We start from the raw sequence: 15,936 nt of genomic DNA, 5'->3' as shown, positions 1-15,936 counted from the left end.
CCTATTTCGTCAGTAAACATCAATTATTCGGCGGGTTTTACCAGATCGAGCTCTTTCAAAAGCTGCTCTCTGGCTTCTTCGCTGGACAACAGATCCTGCAAACGATTACGGAATGAGGGAATATTGCCGAGGGGGCCTTTCAGCGCAACCAGCGCCTCACGTAAATCAAGCAACTTACGCAATTCAGGCACCTGTTGGGCGATACGGTCAGGGGAGAAATCATTCAGACCGCCGATGCTCAGTTTCACTGGCAGGTCATCCTGGCTTTCTTCTTCAAGGCGGTTTGGCACACTGAAATTCAGTTCCAGCTCTGCTTCTTTCATCACCGAGGTAAAGTTGTTCTTGTCGATCGAGACGGTCTGACGTTCTTCGATCGGCGTTTCCTCTGTGCGCCCTTTCATATTTCCCACGATCATCAGCGTCAACGGCAATTCTATTTCCGCCTGCTGACCACCAGTGGCTGGAACATATTTGATATTAATACGTTCCTTTGGTGCGACAGATGCACCGTCAGTTCCTTTTGCCATGTGTCTATACCAACGTAAGGGCTCTCGGGCCCGGAGAAGTAAAGTCGATTCCTACCAAAAGCCCGCCGTAGTCCATAAGCACGGCAGTAATTCGGCAAACAAATATCCCCGTCATACTTCAAGTTACATGTGCGTTGGCTGCGTTTAGTCACCCGAATCACTTACCTAAGTCAGCTCATCGAGATGCCTTCTCTTGCCGCCTGCCTGAAACTCGAATTATTTAGGGTATAGCGTATTTGTTTTTCGACCAGCGAGATGAAATAAATTAAAACCGAATTAAAAAACCATAATAAAATCGTAATTTTACGATTTATATCGGTGTAAAAGAGTCACACCAAGAAGGAATTAAATACATTTATATTTTGAGTTTGGATCATACACACAACATAAATGCACGGTCAACGCTTATATAGCAGAGCAACTAAAGCGAACCACTAAAACACAAAATACACTAAAAACAACAAATTAAAACAAACTTAAGTAAAAATAGGCAGGATAAAAAAGAATATACCGTCGATTTCCAATTAATGGAAAAGGCATATATTTTGTGCCTTTTAATTTCGTTAAAAACGAAATACTTAATCAGCTAACAAAAATAACCAATAACAAATACCCCATTAATTTTAATTTAGTAAAACAATTTACCCTTTATTTTTTACTTTTGACAGAATAAATATCTATGTAACTTTAGGTAATTATTTTTAAGTTAAGAAATAAATATTAGATAATTTAGCAATCATTTATTATTTAATTAAAATTTAAAGGTTTTTATACTATCAAAAAATAGAAAATCAGTGCCATTAACTGCAAGCTGCCTAATGGCGTTATTTCATAACAAAAACTATCGTTTAAGGCAGTGAAATGATCTTTTTACCGTCACTTTCCGGTTAAAAAATAGCAGCTATCCGGCAGGATAATATTCTGGGAGGACATTTACCTCCCTGCTCGTGATAGAGAGGAAAATGAGGGGGCTGGTATGGAGCGATCAAAACAGAACGACGTTAAGCGGTGCGGCTAAGCTAAAGCTCACCCAGATTTCTCAGTGATTGCTCGATCTCCACTACCCATTTATCAGGACAAGGGTAAACCCGGCTTTCGGTGCTGATCTGGTTCGAAGATACGCGGCAGGTTAGCGCATGCAATGACTTAACATGCGCTATTCAGCATGTTTTGACTGCTTTTGCCGTTCGGCATTTAACATCATCGGCAATTTGTCGGTAAGTCGCCATAAACGTCCATGCCCCTCTGGTTGATAATGTTTCCGCAAGATATCGCATATACCGAAAGTGGCAGCGTGTTAAAGCTTCATCTGGCTCCGCCATCCGCTCTAAGAGAGCACCACGAATTCTGCACCATGATTTTTACCACGACCTTTAATAAAAAACGCGCAGAGAGCTTCCCTGCGCGTATCACATCTGATGTGGCGATGAACATGACAGGCTGAATCAGTTTATTTCAACGGCAAATAGATATCCGTGAGCAATTCATGTTCCGCTACCTCATGTACAAAGTTGTGGTAATGGAAGAAAAGCGGGAAATCGCGCAGTTCCTCTCCGCTCTCAGGCAACCAGTCACGATAAAGAGCCTTAGCCAACTCGGTTAACGCATCATGCGATCCCTGATGGCGCAACACCGCACATCGACCAGCAGGGATGATGCTATTTACCACCCCGAAGCGACTGTCTTCCGCAATCGGTGACGTTACTGTTCCGCAAATATGGAACTCAAATTCATCCGGCGGTGTTAAGGTAGGATCATGTGGTGCAATACCGTATGTCTGGCTACTGGTAACAGGTGAATAACCCGTGTTTTTTCGCCATTCAATAAAGCGAGCAGCAGTTTCGTTTATTCGCTCCGGTTGTCCATAATGAGTCAACATTGCGACTGGTGTCGCGGGAAAATTGATGGTTTTGACCTGGCCTTGCATTGTTTGTCTCCTGGCTTTATAAGGTTCGGATATGCGTCTATGCCAATCTACCCAAGGGGGCTGCTGGCGAAATTTCGTCGGTGATAGACCAAACATTTGCCTGAAAGCACGACTAAATGATTCAGCATGCTGAAAACCGGCGTCGAACGCGATATCAGTGATTTTCTCTAACGGATTAAAAGCCAGTCGATAAGATGCGCGTTTTAAACGCATCATCTGGATGTAACGACCAGGTGGCATCCCACAATAACTACAAAATTGACGATGAAAATGAAATGGCGAGAAGTGAGCGACTTCACTGAGTTTTTCCAGTGATAATGTGTCATCGAGATGACAGTCAATATAATCAAAGACCTGTTTAAAACGTCTGGCGTAACTATCAGTTTTATTATCACACATGGCTTCCTCCGTGCTGCTTAATATGCTCGAAGGCGATTCAGTTTGCCTGACTGATCTTGCCCAAAGAACGTTCAGAGGAAACATTTACGAAAAAACGCGCCAGGGTCGTCATGAGCGAGGTCGTAGGGCTTGATAGACTACGCGATTTCACTCTGAATGAATTTAATATTAATTAAATCAATAAAATAGATGACATAATAGGAACAAAACCTGTTTCATATTCCATTGACTCTGAAGGGTAAATAACTGTTCTGTTTTATCTGATACCCCCAAAAGTACCCCCCAATGGATTTTGTGTCCAATTTAAGGCTTACGTTTATAGGCGGTGAAGGTATACCGTTCTCTTCTACCAGAAGAGAATTCTATTTAAATAATTATCATAATAATTATGATCCAAGAAACCATTTAAAGTCATACACATTGCACGATAACGGCTATTGACTCATTGACTAAAAAATGCAGAAATTACCCCTCCCATAAGGAAAAAGGATTTATGGGGTAGGATTATGGATAATATTAAGGAATAAATAATGGCAAATTTGATCTATCTGAAACTCACTGGCATCAAACAAGGTCTTATCTCTGCGGGCTGTTCAAGTGCAGATTCGATTGGTAATAAATATCAGGCTTCCCATGAAGATGAGATTTTTGTTTATGAGTTAATGAATCAGATAACAAGACAAGATAATGTTTCACTCTCCCCTGTGGAAATCAGAAAGCCAATAGATAAAGCCACCCCGCTTCTGGCACAGGCATTGAATGGTAATGAAAAACTAACCTGTGAGTTCTTTTTTTACAGGACTTCTCAATCAGGTGGTAATGAACTCTATTTTAAAATGGTGCTAAGAGATGCGGTTATCAATGATATTCGCTTTTTCGCCCCAAACTCATTAACACACAACGAATTACAACCTCAGGAAAATATTTCATTCAAGTTCGCATCGATTGAATGGGAGCATGTGGTTGCACGGACAAGCTCTTATATCTTATGGAAAGATGTGGAATATTAAGATGAGTATCGATTCGGCACATCAATTTCACTTTTTAGAGGAAAGCAACCGCCTGAGAAGGGTTGCTCTGTTGGCTTCCTCTTTTTTCATTCAAGATAAAACACTAAGGATGCGTTATCTTCGTGAAATTGAGGATTTCATCAATGAAACAGAGATGAAACTCAGGTCATCAACAATTAGTTTTTTTGATAAAAATCATATCCTTCATGAATTGGTAACCGAGCGTGAAGAAACAGAAAGAGACTACCAAAAGCTACGAACAGGTGATTATGTAAAATATATCGTTACGGATATATTTGAAGACCAGGGTGTTTTAAAATACACAAAAATCGCATCTGGTGTTGTATCAGGTGGTTTTCAGGCATTTATGGGATATCGATTAAATCAATTAGGGAGATATCTCAATGTTAAACATTTCAAGTCATTTGGAGTTTTATTAATCTCCCACGGAATCAATAATGCTTATGAGTCAGCAACTCCTATAATATTTGATGGTAAATATAGTGCAGGACCAGTCAGACACATATACAGAGGTCTTGCTTCTCTTGCAGGATATAACGATGATGCCGGAGATGCCTTGTATAGCGCTGGTGATTTGACACTCACAATTTACGCCTCTTTAAGGACACCTGTATTAGTAGACAGTCCTACTCGATTGGCCTCACGAAGCTTTATGGATAAACCAGGAACAACAAAACTATTCAAATATGCTCATGGCGACTTTAAACCTAAATATACTGCGGCAAACAGCATAATGAAGATTTATATGGTAGGGGGTTCTGCCTACAAAGTATATGCTGAATTTACAGATGAAAATTACCGCTTAGGTGATAAGTGATAAGTGATAAGTGATAAGTGATAAGTGATAAGTGATAAGTGATAAGTGATAAGTGATAAGTGATTCTTTAGCCTAAAGGTATTACTCTCCCCTGTAGCAATGACAAATGTCATTGCTAACTTCCATAAGTATAAAAACTACATATCATTTAAAATCTGACCAAATAATTAAATGAATTTAAAACCCGCAGAGGGATTAATTTAATCATCATAATCATTGTGATTTTGTAATTTTCACTTTTAGCTTTCATAAAACTGATAACCGAAATTCCATAAATTAATAAAAATATTTTTATACTGTTTATTATAACACCATACTCATAGTAACCATAAATAGCAAACCCCAGAGATATAAGAAAAAGCATCAGCATTTGATTCCAGCACAGATATGCGATGAAATAAATATAATCAGAAAAAAATTCAATGTCTTTTATTTTTATATTTTTTCCATAAGCCCTGTTTTTTGTATCTACATAGTTATTTTTCAGGCGAAGTAATTCCCTGACACTCAATCCTGATTTTAAGATTAACACTCTTTTATTCATTACACGCTCCCTCGCTCATAATACAAGTCATTCCTTATTAACCAATAACGCCGCCGAATAACGTTAAAATAAAATCAGTTAGCAAAATAAATCATCAGTTTAAATTTAATTAATTTTAAAACCGTAATCATATGTATATTATAATGATTAGCCTCAACTTTTAATACGCAAAAAATCGATATCGAATAAATAATAAAAAAAGTTTTGACAAAGGCAATCACATTGCCACTATCATAGTAAGCGTAAATTGAAAAAAATAGGCTCATGAAGACAGGAAGATACATTGCTTCCCAGCATAAACGAGTAACGATAAAAACATAGTCTGCAAAGGACTCGGCTTTCTTCGTTGGGGTATTAAATTTAAAATCATCGCTTTTAACATACACATAGTTATTTTTAAGACGAAGTAGCTCGCTGACCGTCAACCCTGATTTTAAGATTAATGCTCTTTTATCCATCATCCATTCCCTTGGTTGTTTATTCTGCTAACCAACTAAATCATCACCCCTTCGGCTCAATCCCCTGCTTGCTAAGCTCTTTACGGGCAAGTTCCTTGAACCAGTAGCGTGACCCGTTGGTTTTAACCAATAAGTAGAGGCCACCACCATCATTCATCTTGTAGGGTTTATCTTTGGGCTTGGCAATCTCTACCTGTCTGGCATTGAGCTTCATCTGGGGATATCTCCTCTAGACCGAACAGCGAATCCCCCCATTGATACCCCCAACTCAGCGTAGATTTCTGTGAACGTGAGTAGACAAGCAGAGACAATAAGGGCCGTGAAACTGCGTATTATAAGGGTTTAAAGGGTGTTTTAGTAGACTTAGGGAGACGTTAAAATAGGTATGATGGTGCCGATAATAGGAGTCGAACCTACGACCTTCGCATTACGAATGCGCTGCTCTACCAACTGAGCTATATCGGCTTTAGGATCGTCGTGGCGAGAGCCAGACGTGAACTACGGGGTGACAAATTAGTGATAATGGTACATCAAGTCAAGCGTTTGGCGATCGTCTGCTGGTTTTATCATCATCCTGTTGAAGATGATACGGTTCTGATAATTTTCCGTACTAATAATGCCGCATGCTATAGCTTTTGGGCTTAACGGATAAGCCGGAATCTGGCTTCTATATCACCTTGCTTCGGGAGCCGGTTCCAGACAGATAATATCTGACTAGACAAACGCCGATCATTTTTAATCAATATATTTCTCCGTAGAGTAGGAACGTTACAATAAAAATAACTGCTTACCTTTATGATGAAAATGAAATAAATCTCAACCAAACGGTCATTTTGTTTTAGGAGAAATCCCTATTCTTTTTATTTCTTATTTTGTTCTACTACTGCCAAGGCAATAAGGATGCTGTCTATACGTTGATGCCAAAATAATATCTCACCATCAAAATATTATTTTCGGCATGACTAGAAAGTACCGTGAGAGGATGTGAATAATGAAGATGAAAACACTATTTTTAGGTTTGTTATTGGGTACGAGCTATATCGGCATGGCTGCAGCGGATAGCTTTGCCTCAGCAAGCGCCAGTGCTCAGTCGACTCATGATGGCAAAACTGAGCGCGTAACCAAAACTGAATCATCATCTGGTCAAGGGCCCAGTCACGTCAGTGCTAGCGCTCATGCCGGTTCTGTGGGGGAACCGCAGAAGACAAGCAACAGCGAATCTCACTTCCGGGATAAAACCGATGCCATCAAAGCCGATATAAAGGCAAGAGAATCAGAAAATAAAAACAGGGAAGCAAAAATCAAAGCGGATGTGAAAGCCAGAGAATCCGAAGCCAGAAAAGACGCCGAAAAAGGCTGGGCTGATGCCAAAGCCAAGGCGGATAATTTTAACAGCCGTGCGGAAAAACAGGCTCGTGAAACCGCACGATCAGTCCACAATGCCGCAGAGAATCATCAGCGTTAATAAATAACGCATTATTGCAGCAGAGGACAAAAAATTACTCTTTATCCTCCGGTAGACAGACTATGTATTTGTGATACGTTGCACAAAGCATAGTTTGTTACTATTGGAGGATATTTATCTAATGTAGTTACTTTATTATATTTCTATTGCTGCGTTAGATTTTAATTTAAATAAAAACCACAAAAAAAGAATCACAGTGGGAATGAAATATCTTATTTAGAAAAAAGAATAAAATAAAAAGAGCGGAGTGAAAATAATGCTGCGCATATCATTGATACACGCAGCCATTCATCCATTAAGCGCGAATCAAATCGTCGCCATAACCAATCCACTTATAGGTAGTCAGCGCTTCCAGCCCCATTGGGCCGCGCGCATGCAGTTTCTGGGTGCTGACCGCCACTTCTGCGCCCAGACCAAACTGGCCACCGTCGGTAAAGCGCGTACTAGCGTTGACATATACCGCAGAGGAATCCACTTCACGCACGAAGCGTTCTGCGTTGGTCAACGAGCGCGTCAGAATCGCATCAGAGTGCTGCGTACCATGTTCGCGAATATGTGCCACCGCCGCATCCAGATCATCCACCAGCGTAACGTTCAGGTCGTTAGAGAGCCATTCATCGTTGTAGTTGGCCTCTTCCACTGCAACGACACTTGCCGGACCACCGGTCAGGTAGGGCATCGCTGAAGGACTGGCATGGAGCGTAACGCCCGCCGCCGCCATTTTCTTGCTCAGTTCAGGCAGGAAGCGGTCAGCGATATGTTGATTGACCAGCAGCGTTTCCAGGCTGTTGCAGGCGCTAGGACGTTGTACTTTGGCGCTTTCAATGACCGTCAGCGCCTTGTCGAAATCGATGCTATCGTCCGCATAGATGTGACAAACGCCGATGCCCCCGGTAATAACCGGAATCGTCGATTGTTCGCGGCACAGCTTATGCAGGCCAGCACCACCGCGCGGAATCAGCATATCCACGTAGCGATCCAGCTTCAGCAGTTGATTAACCAGTTCACGATCCGGGCTTTCAATCGCCTGCACCGCGGCGGCAGGCAGGCCGCACTGCGACAGCGCCTGCTGAATCACTTTTACTGTAGCCGCATTGGTGCGGTACGTTTCTTTCCCACCGCGCAGAATCACCGCGTTGCCGGTTTTCAGGCACAGGGAGGCCACATCAATGGTGACGTTCGGACGCGCTTCATAAATCACGCCGACCACGCCCAGCGGCACGCGGCGACGCTCCAGTTTAAGCCCGTTATCCAGCATACTGCCGTCAATCACCTGCCCTACCGGATCGGTCAGGCGGCATACCTGACGCACATCGCTGGCAATCGCGCTCAGTCGTTCCTGCGTCAAAAGCAGACGATCCTGCAACGCCTCACTCATGCCATTTTGGCGCGCATCGGCTAAATCCAGCGCGTTAGCCGCCAGAATCGTTGCACTCTCGGCTTCCAGCAAATCCGCAATCGTCAGCAGCGCGCGATCTTTTTGAGCCGTGCTCAGGACTGCCAGTTGATAAGAGGCCGCTTTTGCCGCTTTACCCATTTGTTCAAGCATCGCGAACTCCTTAATTGATAATCATATCGTCGCGATGGATAGCCACCGGACCATATTCGTAGCCAAGAATCTCGGCAATCTGTTGAGAATGGTGTCCGGCAATCATACGCAGCGCATCGCTGTTATAACGCGTCACGGCGTGCGCCACATCGCGGCCCGCCAAGCTGCGCACGCGGATCACTTCACCGCGAGAGAAATTCCCTTCCACGCGGCGAATGCCCTTCGGCAGCAGCGAGCTGCCGCGTTCAAGGATCGCCGAAAGCGCGCCGTCGTCGACAGTGATTTCCCCTGCAGGTGGCGCACCAAAAATCCAGTGTTTACGGCTTTCCAGCGGCGCATCCACGGCATGAAAACGCGTTCCAACGGAGATATCTGCAATGACATCGCCAATCACACCTGGTTTGCTGCCTGCGGCGATCACCACATCGATACCAGCACGACAGGCCACATCGGCAGCCTGCAATTTAGTCGACATACCGCCCGTTCCGAGGCCTGACACGCTGTCACCCGCGATGCTGCGCAGCGCATCATTGATGCCGTTCACTTCACGAATCAGCTCCGCATCAGGATTATTGCGCGGATCGGCGGTAAACAACCCGGCCTGATCGGTCAGCAGCAGCAGCTTATCCGCATCGGCCAGAATCGCCGCCAGTGCAGAGAGGTTGTCGTTGTCACCCACCTTGATCTCGGCGGTCGCAACGGCGTCGTTTTCATTAATGACCGGAACAATATTGTTATCCAGCAGCGCCCGCATGGTATCGCGCGCGTTGAGGAAACGCTCACGATCTTCCATATCCGCACGCGTCAGCAGCATTTGCCCAACGTGGATACCGTAGATGGAAAACAGCTGTTCCCACAGCTGAATCAGGCGGCTTTGACCCACGGCGGCCAGTAGTTGTTTGGTCGCAATCGTGGCGGGGAGTTCGGGGTAACCCAAATGTTCACGCCCGGCAGCAATCGCTCCTGAGGTGACAATAACAATCCGATGCCCTGCCGCATGTTGCTGCGCGCACTGGCGCACCAGTTCAACAATGTGGGCGCGGTTAAGACGGCGCGAACCGCCGGTTAGCACGCTGGTGCCCAGTTTCACAACCAAAGTCTGGCTGCCGCTCATAATTTCTCTGCCGTTGGATGTCAAAAAATAAGAATAAGGAAAACGTTGTAGCAGGACAGACGCGTTATGCCAACAGGCATAACGCGAAAACCTGCGAATAAATCGGGGATCGTCAGGGAAGCATCACGGTCGTGCAGCGAGGGTCGTAGCGGGTTCGAGCGAGTGCAGCAGTTTCTCCAGTCGGACATGGAAAGCCTGTTTGGCATTTTCCACCTGTTCCATCACGGCTTTGTCCTTGATTTTTTCCTCACGCCAGTTGCCCTGTTTATCAAACAATCCGTAGTGATAGTCATAAGCAAAGGCCTGGCCAGTATCTTCCAGATTCAGCCACCATCCCCAGAACTCGCGATTTTCTGGCGCAGGCTTGATGTTGACGCAAACCGCCAGGCAATCAAAGAAGAACGCGGTATTCTCGCACTGCGCTTCACGTATATAAGGCCCCAACGCCGCAAAATTTTTCATCAGTCGGCTTTTGGAGTGTCCACTCGGTAACATCATCTGCGATCTCCTCTGGTTGAACTTTCTTTTTAGCAGAGAATGGCAATTTATCAACCACCTGGCATCAGGTTACTGTCTGACGCGTGACTTTTCTGCCTCTGCGCCAACGCGCTATGCCACGGAGTTGCGTGGCACGGAAAAGCGTGAAAGCCCCGCTTCGGCGTGTGGCACAGGCAATGCCAGCAGCGCTTGCAGGCGTTCAGCAAAATAAGCGTGAATCGGGCGTTTGCCATCCAGCACGCTTCGCAGTTGTTCTTGTGTAAATGACGTCAGCCTGAGCAGTGCTTCAAAGACCTCTTTCCGTTCTTCCTGCACGCTGAGCGACAGCGGCGTTATGCCGTCATCATTGCTTTGGCAAATCTCCGCACCATAGGCATGCAGCATCGCCAGCATGCGGGCAGACACCGATTCAGGGCGAGGCGGGAAATCAATGGAATGGCGGCTCGTTATCGCATACAGCGCAGGCGTCATGCCGCCTGCGGCACGCACATTCGGGTTGGCGCCATATTGCAGCAACACCTCGAGGCAATGCTGGGCGCCCTGTTTCGCTGCCAGCATCAATGGCGTCATCGCGGGAGCGCCCCACGCGATGTCTTTCTCCATCCCCTGTTGCAGCAATACCTCAAGCGTTGCTTTACGTCTTTCCGGCGTAACCCTTGCATTATTAATCACGCGATGCAGCGGCGGCGCAAGGGTGTTCGCCGTTTCCGCATTGAGGCTAACACCTTGTTGAACCAGCCAGTTCAGCACCTGCGGACGACACCCTGCCGCAGCGGCATAAGCCATATTCATTTCGTCTGGTGCCATGCTATGCAGGTTCATCCCACAGGAATGCAGGTGCAGGAAGAGATCAAGCAGTACGCTTTCGTGCGGACTATGCTGTGAATACAGGAGCAGCGCTATCCCCAGCGGAAGCGCGCCGCTTTCTTGCAGTACCTGCTGTTGATTGAAATCAGCGCCGTGCGCTATCAGCAGATCGAGCAAGTCAGCATGATATTGTCCGGTGGCAATCATCGCCTCACAGAGCGTATAAAGCGCAGGCCACGTCGTCGGCGTGTCATCGTCCTCTTCCCACATCGTATAGCCAATATTGGGAGAAGCGCCTGATTCCAGTAGGTGTGCGAGAGAGGAAGAAAACACGCGATGGACGCGGCTATCCGTTACCGCCGCCTTGGCTCGCAGCACAAGATATTGCGCCAGCACCGTCCCCTGATTGACATCATTTTCGCGCTCAGCACCGTGTTCATATTCTGCGTCATCCTCATCATCAGGTTCGTTTTGCTCAAAACGCAGTGGATAGCGGCGATCGAGATCGGCAGTCCGTTCCGCAATGCGCCGTACCAGCGCAGGAGGAAACGACCTTTCCAGCGCATCCAACAAGACGCTGTGCGAAGGCACATCGCAGCGCATATCCGGAAAGGTATCCAGTAAGAACGTACAAAGCGGCGCGGGCATGCCGCAATGCAACGCCATTTCCAGCCAGGTTACCGAGGTTTTCTGTTCCTGATTAAACGACAGAGTAAAACCCGATTCCCGCATCCCTTCCCGCTCGGCCTGTGCAACGATCGGCTGAAAGACCTCCAGCGTCATCCACGATCCGGCGTGCCGAAATACCGCTTCCAGTATCGACGTCCCCGTCAGGCGTACCGGGCTATCGACCTGGAACAGCCGCATTAACAAGAAACGGTCCTGCTTTTCCAGCAGAACATCGACCGGGTGGCGTTTCTCTGCCTCGGGGTGAAACAGGATTGGCTGATTGATATCCAACCCGTTTGCCAGTAATACCCCCAGCATCGTACTGCGCTGAGCATGGGTATAGACCGGGCTTTCAGGCAGATCAAAAAAGCAGTGTAGCCAACCGCGACCCTGATTATCATGAAAATCCAGCCGGGCACCGTGCTGTAAAAGCAGCGCAGCAAGTTCAGGAGAGTATGACGTGATAGCCGCGAAGAGCGCACTTTCACCTTCAGGCGTTTCGATATTCGCCCCTTTCTCCAGCAAATAGCGGACAAGATCGCTCTCTGTGTCGCGATCCTGACTTAATTGGTGCAAAACTGTTTGCCCGTCGCTCAGTGCGTTGATGTCGCCTTTCGCCGCCAGATAGCGATCGATCAATTTCTGTTTCTTGCTGGTGGGGGCATCAGAGAAACAAATCGTCTCTAACGTATCCGTTTTGGAAGTTGAACCAAACATACACTACGTCCTTATAGCGGTAACGAATGATGAGAAGAAGACGGCTCGCCTGCACTTAGTCGCGCAATCTGTTGGCGTAACTGATCGGAGAAATAGCAATAGCGGTTGCCCCGCGCCAGCCAGTCCAGAAGCCGATGCATCTCATCCAGAGTGGGGGATAGTATCTCCAGTAGCGCTTTAAACATCGCTTCATGTTTATTGCGAATACAGTCGACCAGCAGATCGTTCCCCTCTTCGTCCACTCGTGCGATCGTCACGCCATATTGATGAAGCAGGGTCACAATACGCGCGGCTGCCGCATCGGCGCGATGTAGCGCACAGCGCAGAGGCGTCATCCCGTTGGCACTGCGAGCATGCGGGTTTGCTCCGCGCGCCAGCAGTACATCGGCACACTTCGCTTCACCATAGTAAGCCGCACACATCAGCGGCGTGAATTGTTCATCAATCGAAAACTCATCAATATTCGCGCCGTTATCCAACAGTACCGCGACGGTTTCCGCACGCCGCTCCGGCGTCAGTTCTTCCGCGCTATACAGGCTGATGGTTTTATGCAAAACGGGGGAATTGTCGAACCCACTCAGGGTGTGAATATCCACACCGCGTGCAATAAGCCACTGCAAGACCTGTGGTCGTGAGCCTATTCCCGCCGCGGCTGCCGTGTTGATCAGGTAAGCATTGGTCGCCTGCAAATCCATACCGTGTTCGTAGAGGTAGTTCATCACCTGAAGCAGCACATCTTCATGTGTCGAACTATAGCCACGCTGAAGCAGCGTAATGCAGAGTGGCTCGCTGACCGCACTTTTCTTCACGTTGAAATTCGCACCATGCGCTACCAGTAAATCCAGCAGGTCAGGACGAAAGTTATTCTGCGACACCATTTCAACGCAGACGAGGTAAAGCAATGACCAGTTTCGCATTTCATAGCTGCGCCCCCCGCTCATTTTATCGACCAGAGGCGACGCGCCGTATTGCAGCAACAGGCTCATGGCATCGTAAAAATAGACGTAGTAATCGGGCTCACTCAGCGCTTTTATCAGACGGTTGTCCACAAACTGCATCATGGCCGAGCTACCCACGTCAGGGTATGCATCGGCCTCCCACCCGTCCTGTTTTTTTCGGCCAGAGGAGATGAACAAGGAATAAGGACGATCGATATCCGCCGTTTTTTGCACAATCCGCTCCACCAATTCAAGCGAATAGCGGTTAAGCAAGGCATCCAGAACAAAGCTGTAGTTGCTTAAATCGCAGCGGATATCAGGGTAGGTATCGAGCAAACATTCACAGAGTCGTTCGTCCGCGGCATAAAAAATGGCCATTTCCAATAGCGATCCATCGGTACGGATCTTCTTGTCTTCGGAAAGAATGACACCAGGCTCACGATAAGCTGACCCGCCTGCCCGTTTCACGATCTGTTGAAAGAGCGGCAGTGGAAGCCACTCGCTTTTATAGTTAAAGATGCGTTCAAAAATGCCGGTTTCGGCAAAATGAATCGGGATATCGAGCTGGAAGATATGCTCCAGCAGACTGACATCCTTCTCGCACATCACGATCTCGATCGGAAAGCTGGTTTCCAGCGATGTCCAGAAAATGGTTTCACGATTGAGATCCAAACCGTAACGTAACAGCAGATCGAGCATTTGCTTACGCTGGTCGTCGGTGTAGGTATAGCGATCCTGAGGACAGTACAGGTAGTTCAGCCATGAGTTGCTGAAGAAATTGAGGTAGTGCACATCAGCGCCGTACTGAAGGTAGAGCTCGGCAAGTTCCAGATGGAAAAACTCGATCGCATTATGTAACGAGCTGAATCCTCCAGGCTGTTCAATAAAAGCGCCCTTATCCAGCAGGTAACGAACCAACTCCGTATCCGGTGCGTCCGTATTGACCGTTAGCAAGCCAAGCACATTAGCGCTATGGGGTTGCCTTTCATTGATGCTGCCGCCCTGCGCCAGAAAGCGGTCGATTTGTCGTTTTTTCTTTTCCAGCGGTAGGTCTGAACAACAGATGTCATGCAGGCTTTGCTGCTGACGAGACAATATTCCCCACATCATTGCATCCCTCAACGATTCCCAAACGGGTAAAAAATTGGCAGGTTCTACGCCTGCCATTGATCATGCTTAACACACTTTATCCTGCAGCCATCCACTGATTTGCTGTAATGCGCGATCGAAATTCTGGTACACCGGCGAGAAGTTAACCGGCAGCAGTTTCCCTTGTGCGGATGAGTTCACTATCAGGCTGGCCTCTTCTTTCGGGCACAGCGGATCGTTATCCCAGTAGCCTGCCAGCATTGGCGTCGGGCAGCGGCGTCCGAGTAGCCCCTGCGTTTTCAGCGAATAACGCCCCAGCTCGGTTTTCAGCGAGGTATCCGTCGAGAAGGGCATACCCAGACGACTCGCCAGCACATCCATAAACATATCCGGCACCTGCTGCTGGCGAGTCGAATCGCTTAATAGGTGATGCACCAAAGGGCCAAGACAGGCCACACCACGTAAGCGCTGCGATTCCAGATACGCCAGCCGAACGGCAATATTGGCACCAAAGCGGAAACCAAACGCCACAACGCGCGAGTGATCGACCCACGGGACATCCGGCAGCGCGCGCAAGAGCTGCTGATGCAGGAAACTGGAATCCTGAGTCAGTTTCCAGCGGGAAGAAAATCCAACGGAGGGAACATCAATCGTCAGCATCGCCATGCCAGCTGGCGCAAAATAGTCCTGAAACAGGCGATGATAATCGCTCTGCAACATTTCCAGACTGCCGCACATAAGCACAGTAGGGAAAGGCGCTTTCGCCTGCGATGGCATATGCAGAAAACCGGTCAGCGTGCCGCCACCCGCAATGGGGAACGTCAGTTCTTTGAGTTCATAAGGCAGATACTTGGCGGCCTCTTCATAGGCGCGGTTTGCCAGCGTTTGCGCCTGCTCTGCCAGCTCATCGCCTTTAATATGCGGATAGGCAGCAATGCTGTAGAGATTGGCGGCGTTCAGCCAGAACTGTCCGGTTTGCGCATCATCGCCGCTTTCTGTTGCTCGCTGCTGCCAGTCTGCGCCCTGCTTCGCCCATTCATAAATCCAGTTACCGCCGCGGTAGCCGATCACCGTATCAAGCAGTTGCTCGTTGCTTCTGTCGGCCTTGCTGACCGCGATACGCGACAGCACGTCTTCGATTTCCCAAGGGTCGACGCCACGCCAAATCCACATCAGCCGGTTAATCATGCGATACCAACTGCGGGTCTTTTCCCCTTCCAGCGTAGAATGCAGCCCCTGCACGTCCTGACTATTTCGCGTACGTCGAACCAGCGTCGAGGTTTCTGGATGTTTAAAGGATGGTTTGAATAGCGTTTCAGACAGGTTAGCTTGCGCCACAGCAGCCTCCATTAATGTAAACCGCTGTTAGCGGACATCAGACGACTTC

General features: G+C 47.5%; 13 protein-coding genes, 1 tRNA gene and 1 pseudogene. 3 read left to right on the top strand and 12 right to left on the bottom strand.

Features of this window, described 5'->3' with window-relative positions; translation table 11 throughout:
• Positions 1-23 precede the first annotated feature (23 nt).
• Both tssB and I2D83_RS05485 read right to left on the bottom strand, forming a co-directional pair.
• On the bottom strand, positions 24-527 hold the full coding sequence (gene tssB / locus I2D83_RS05490) for a type VI secretion system contractile sheath small subunit (protein ID WP_015841410.1): 504 nt from the start codon (positions 525-527) through the stop codon (positions 24-26).
• 1,450 nt (positions 528-1,977) lie between these two features.
• Complete coding sequence (locus I2D83_RS05485) at positions 1,978-2,853, bottom strand: AraC family transcriptional regulator (RefSeq protein WP_205947686.1); 876 nt, start codon at positions 2,851-2,853, stop codon at positions 1,978-1,980.
• A gap of 530 nt (positions 2,854-3,383) precedes the next feature.
• Between I2D83_RS05485 and I2D83_RS05480 the strand changes: the two genes are divergently transcribed.
• Positions 3,384-3,863 carry an Hcp family type VI secretion system effector gene (locus tag I2D83_RS05480; RefSeq protein WP_039280041.1) on the top strand — a complete coding sequence of 160 codons (480 nt, stop codon included), beginning with the start codon at positions 3,384-3,386 and terminating at the stop codon, positions 3,861-3,863.
• Position 3,864: 1 nt separating this feature from the next.
• Positions 3,865-4,701: a DUF4225 domain-containing protein gene (locus I2D83_RS05475; RefSeq protein WP_181846045.1), complete on the top strand. Its 837-nt coding sequence runs from the start codon at positions 3,865-3,867 to the stop codon at positions 4,699-4,701.
• A gap of 148 nt (positions 4,702-4,849) precedes the next feature.
• Here the strand turns inward: I2D83_RS05475 and I2D83_RS05470 are convergent, their stop codons facing one another.
• The 4 genes and pseudogenes from I2D83_RS05470 to I2D83_RS05455 form a co-directional block, all read right to left on the bottom strand.
• The gene (locus tag I2D83_RS05470; RefSeq protein WP_205947685.1) at positions 4,850-5,245 is read right to left on the bottom strand and encodes a hypothetical protein; all 396 of its coding nucleotides are present in this window, start codon (positions 5,243-5,245) and stop codon (positions 4,850-4,852) included.
• A 74-nt stretch (positions 5,246-5,319) separates the two neighbouring features.
• Positions 5,320-5,706 (bottom strand): hypothetical protein, encoded by a 387-nt coding sequence (locus I2D83_RS05465; RefSeq protein ID WP_181846047.1) that lies wholly within the window; start codon positions 5,704-5,706, stop codon positions 5,320-5,322.
• Positions 5,707-5,755: 49 nt separating this feature from the next.
• Positions 5,756-5,917, bottom strand: a pseudogene (locus tag I2D83_RS05460) (Arm DNA-binding domain-containing protein); the annotation flags it as partial.
• 175 nt (positions 5,918-6,092) lie between these two features.
• Positions 6,093-6,168 (bottom strand) — tRNA-Thr (locus tag I2D83_RS05455).
• Positions 6,169-6,694: 526 nt separating this feature from the next.
• Between I2D83_RS05455 and I2D83_RS05450 the strand changes: the two genes are divergently transcribed.
• Positions 6,695-7,168 carry a hypothetical protein gene (locus I2D83_RS05450; protein WP_015841433.1) on the top strand — a complete coding sequence of 158 codons (474 nt, stop codon included), beginning with the start codon at positions 6,695-6,697 and terminating at the stop codon, positions 7,166-7,168.
• 295 nt (positions 7,169-7,463) lie between these two features.
• Here I2D83_RS05450 and proA read toward each other — a convergent pair whose 3' ends face one another.
• The 6 genes from proA to frsA form a co-directional block, all read right to left on the bottom strand.
• A complete protein-coding gene (proA, locus tag I2D83_RS05445) occupies positions 7,464-8,717 on the bottom strand; it encodes a glutamate-5-semialdehyde dehydrogenase (protein WP_205947684.1) in 1,254 nt (417 codons plus the stop codon).
• A gap of 10 nt (positions 8,718-8,727) precedes the next feature.
• Complete coding sequence (gene proB, locus I2D83_RS05440) at positions 8,728-9,831, bottom strand: glutamate 5-kinase (RefSeq protein ID WP_015841435.1); 1,104 nt, start codon at positions 9,829-9,831, stop codon at positions 8,728-8,730.
• 123 nt (positions 9,832-9,954) lie between these two features.
• Positions 9,955-10,329 (bottom strand): sigma factor-binding protein Crl, encoded by a 375-nt coding sequence (gene crl / locus I2D83_RS05435; protein WP_180778717.1) that lies wholly within the window; start codon positions 10,327-10,329, stop codon positions 9,955-9,957.
• A gap of 111 nt (positions 10,330-10,440) precedes the next feature.
• Positions 10,441-12,522 (bottom strand): ankyrin repeat domain-containing protein, encoded by a 2,082-nt coding sequence (locus I2D83_RS05430; RefSeq protein WP_205947683.1) that lies wholly within the window; start codon positions 12,520-12,522, stop codon positions 10,441-10,443.
• An 11-nt stretch (positions 12,523-12,533) separates the two neighbouring features.
• Positions 12,534-14,627: an ankyrin repeat domain-containing protein gene (locus I2D83_RS05425; RefSeq protein ID WP_241007273.1), complete on the bottom strand. Its 2,094-nt coding sequence runs from the start codon at positions 14,625-14,627 to the stop codon at positions 12,534-12,536.
• Positions 14,628-14,636: 9 nt separating this feature from the next.
• On the bottom strand, positions 14,637-15,887 hold the full coding sequence (frsA, locus tag I2D83_RS05420; RefSeq protein ID WP_181846052.1) for an esterase FrsA: 1,251 nt from the start codon (positions 15,885-15,887) through the stop codon (positions 14,637-14,639).
• Between the last annotated feature and the right edge of the window lie 49 nt (positions 15,888-15,936).

The sequence above is a fragment of the Pectobacterium aroidearum genome, assembly GCF_015689195.1.
Taxonomy (GTDB): Bacteria; Pseudomonadota; Gammaproteobacteria; order Enterobacterales; family Enterobacteriaceae; genus Pectobacterium; species Pectobacterium aroidearum.
The sequence above is the reverse complement of the archived record's forward strand: the minus strand, read 5'-3'. Positions and strand labels throughout refer to the sequence as shown.

Bases quoted from the DNA above. Each gene is read 5' to 3' on its own strand.
- tssB (WP_015841410.1), bottom strand. From the start codon at position 527: ATGGCAAAAGGAACTGACGGTGCATCTGTCGCACCAAAGGAACGTATT.
- I2D83_RS05485 (WP_205947686.1), bottom strand. From the start codon at position 2,853: ATGTGTGATAATAAAACTGATAGTTACGCCAGACGTTTTAAACAGGTC.
- I2D83_RS05480 (WP_039280041.1), top strand. From the start codon at position 3,384: ATGGCAAATTTGATCTATCTGAAACTCACTGGCATCAAACAAGGTCTT.
- I2D83_RS05475 (WP_181846045.1), top strand. From the start codon at position 3,865: ATGAGTATCGATTCGGCACATCAATTTCACTTTTTAGAGGAAAGCAAC.
- I2D83_RS05470 (WP_205947685.1), bottom strand. From the start codon at position 5,245: ATGAATAAAAGAGTGTTAATCTTAAAATCAGGATTGAGTGTCAGGGAA.
- I2D83_RS05465 (WP_181846047.1), bottom strand. From the start codon at position 5,706: ATGATGGATAAAAGAGCATTAATCTTAAAATCAGGGTTGACGGTCAGC.
- I2D83_RS05450 (WP_015841433.1), top strand. From the start codon at position 6,695: ATGAAGATGAAAACACTATTTTTAGGTTTGTTATTGGGTACGAGCTAT.
- proA (WP_205947684.1), bottom strand. From the start codon at position 8,717: ATGCTTGAACAAATGGGTAAAGCGGCAAAAGCGGCCTCTTATCAACTG.
- proB (WP_015841435.1), bottom strand. From the start codon at position 9,831: ATGAGCGGCAGCCAGACTTTGGTTGTGAAACTGGGCACCAGCGTGCTA.
- crl (WP_180778717.1), bottom strand. From the start codon at position 10,329: ATGATGTTACCGAGTGGACACTCCAAAAGCCGACTGATGAAAAATTTT.
- I2D83_RS05430 (WP_205947683.1), bottom strand. From the start codon at position 12,522: ATGTTTGGTTCAACTTCCAAAACGGATACGTTAGAGACGATTTGTTTC.
- I2D83_RS05425 (WP_241007273.1), bottom strand. From the start codon at position 14,627: ATGGCAGGCGTAGAACCTGCCAATTTTTTACCCGTTTGGGAATCGTTG.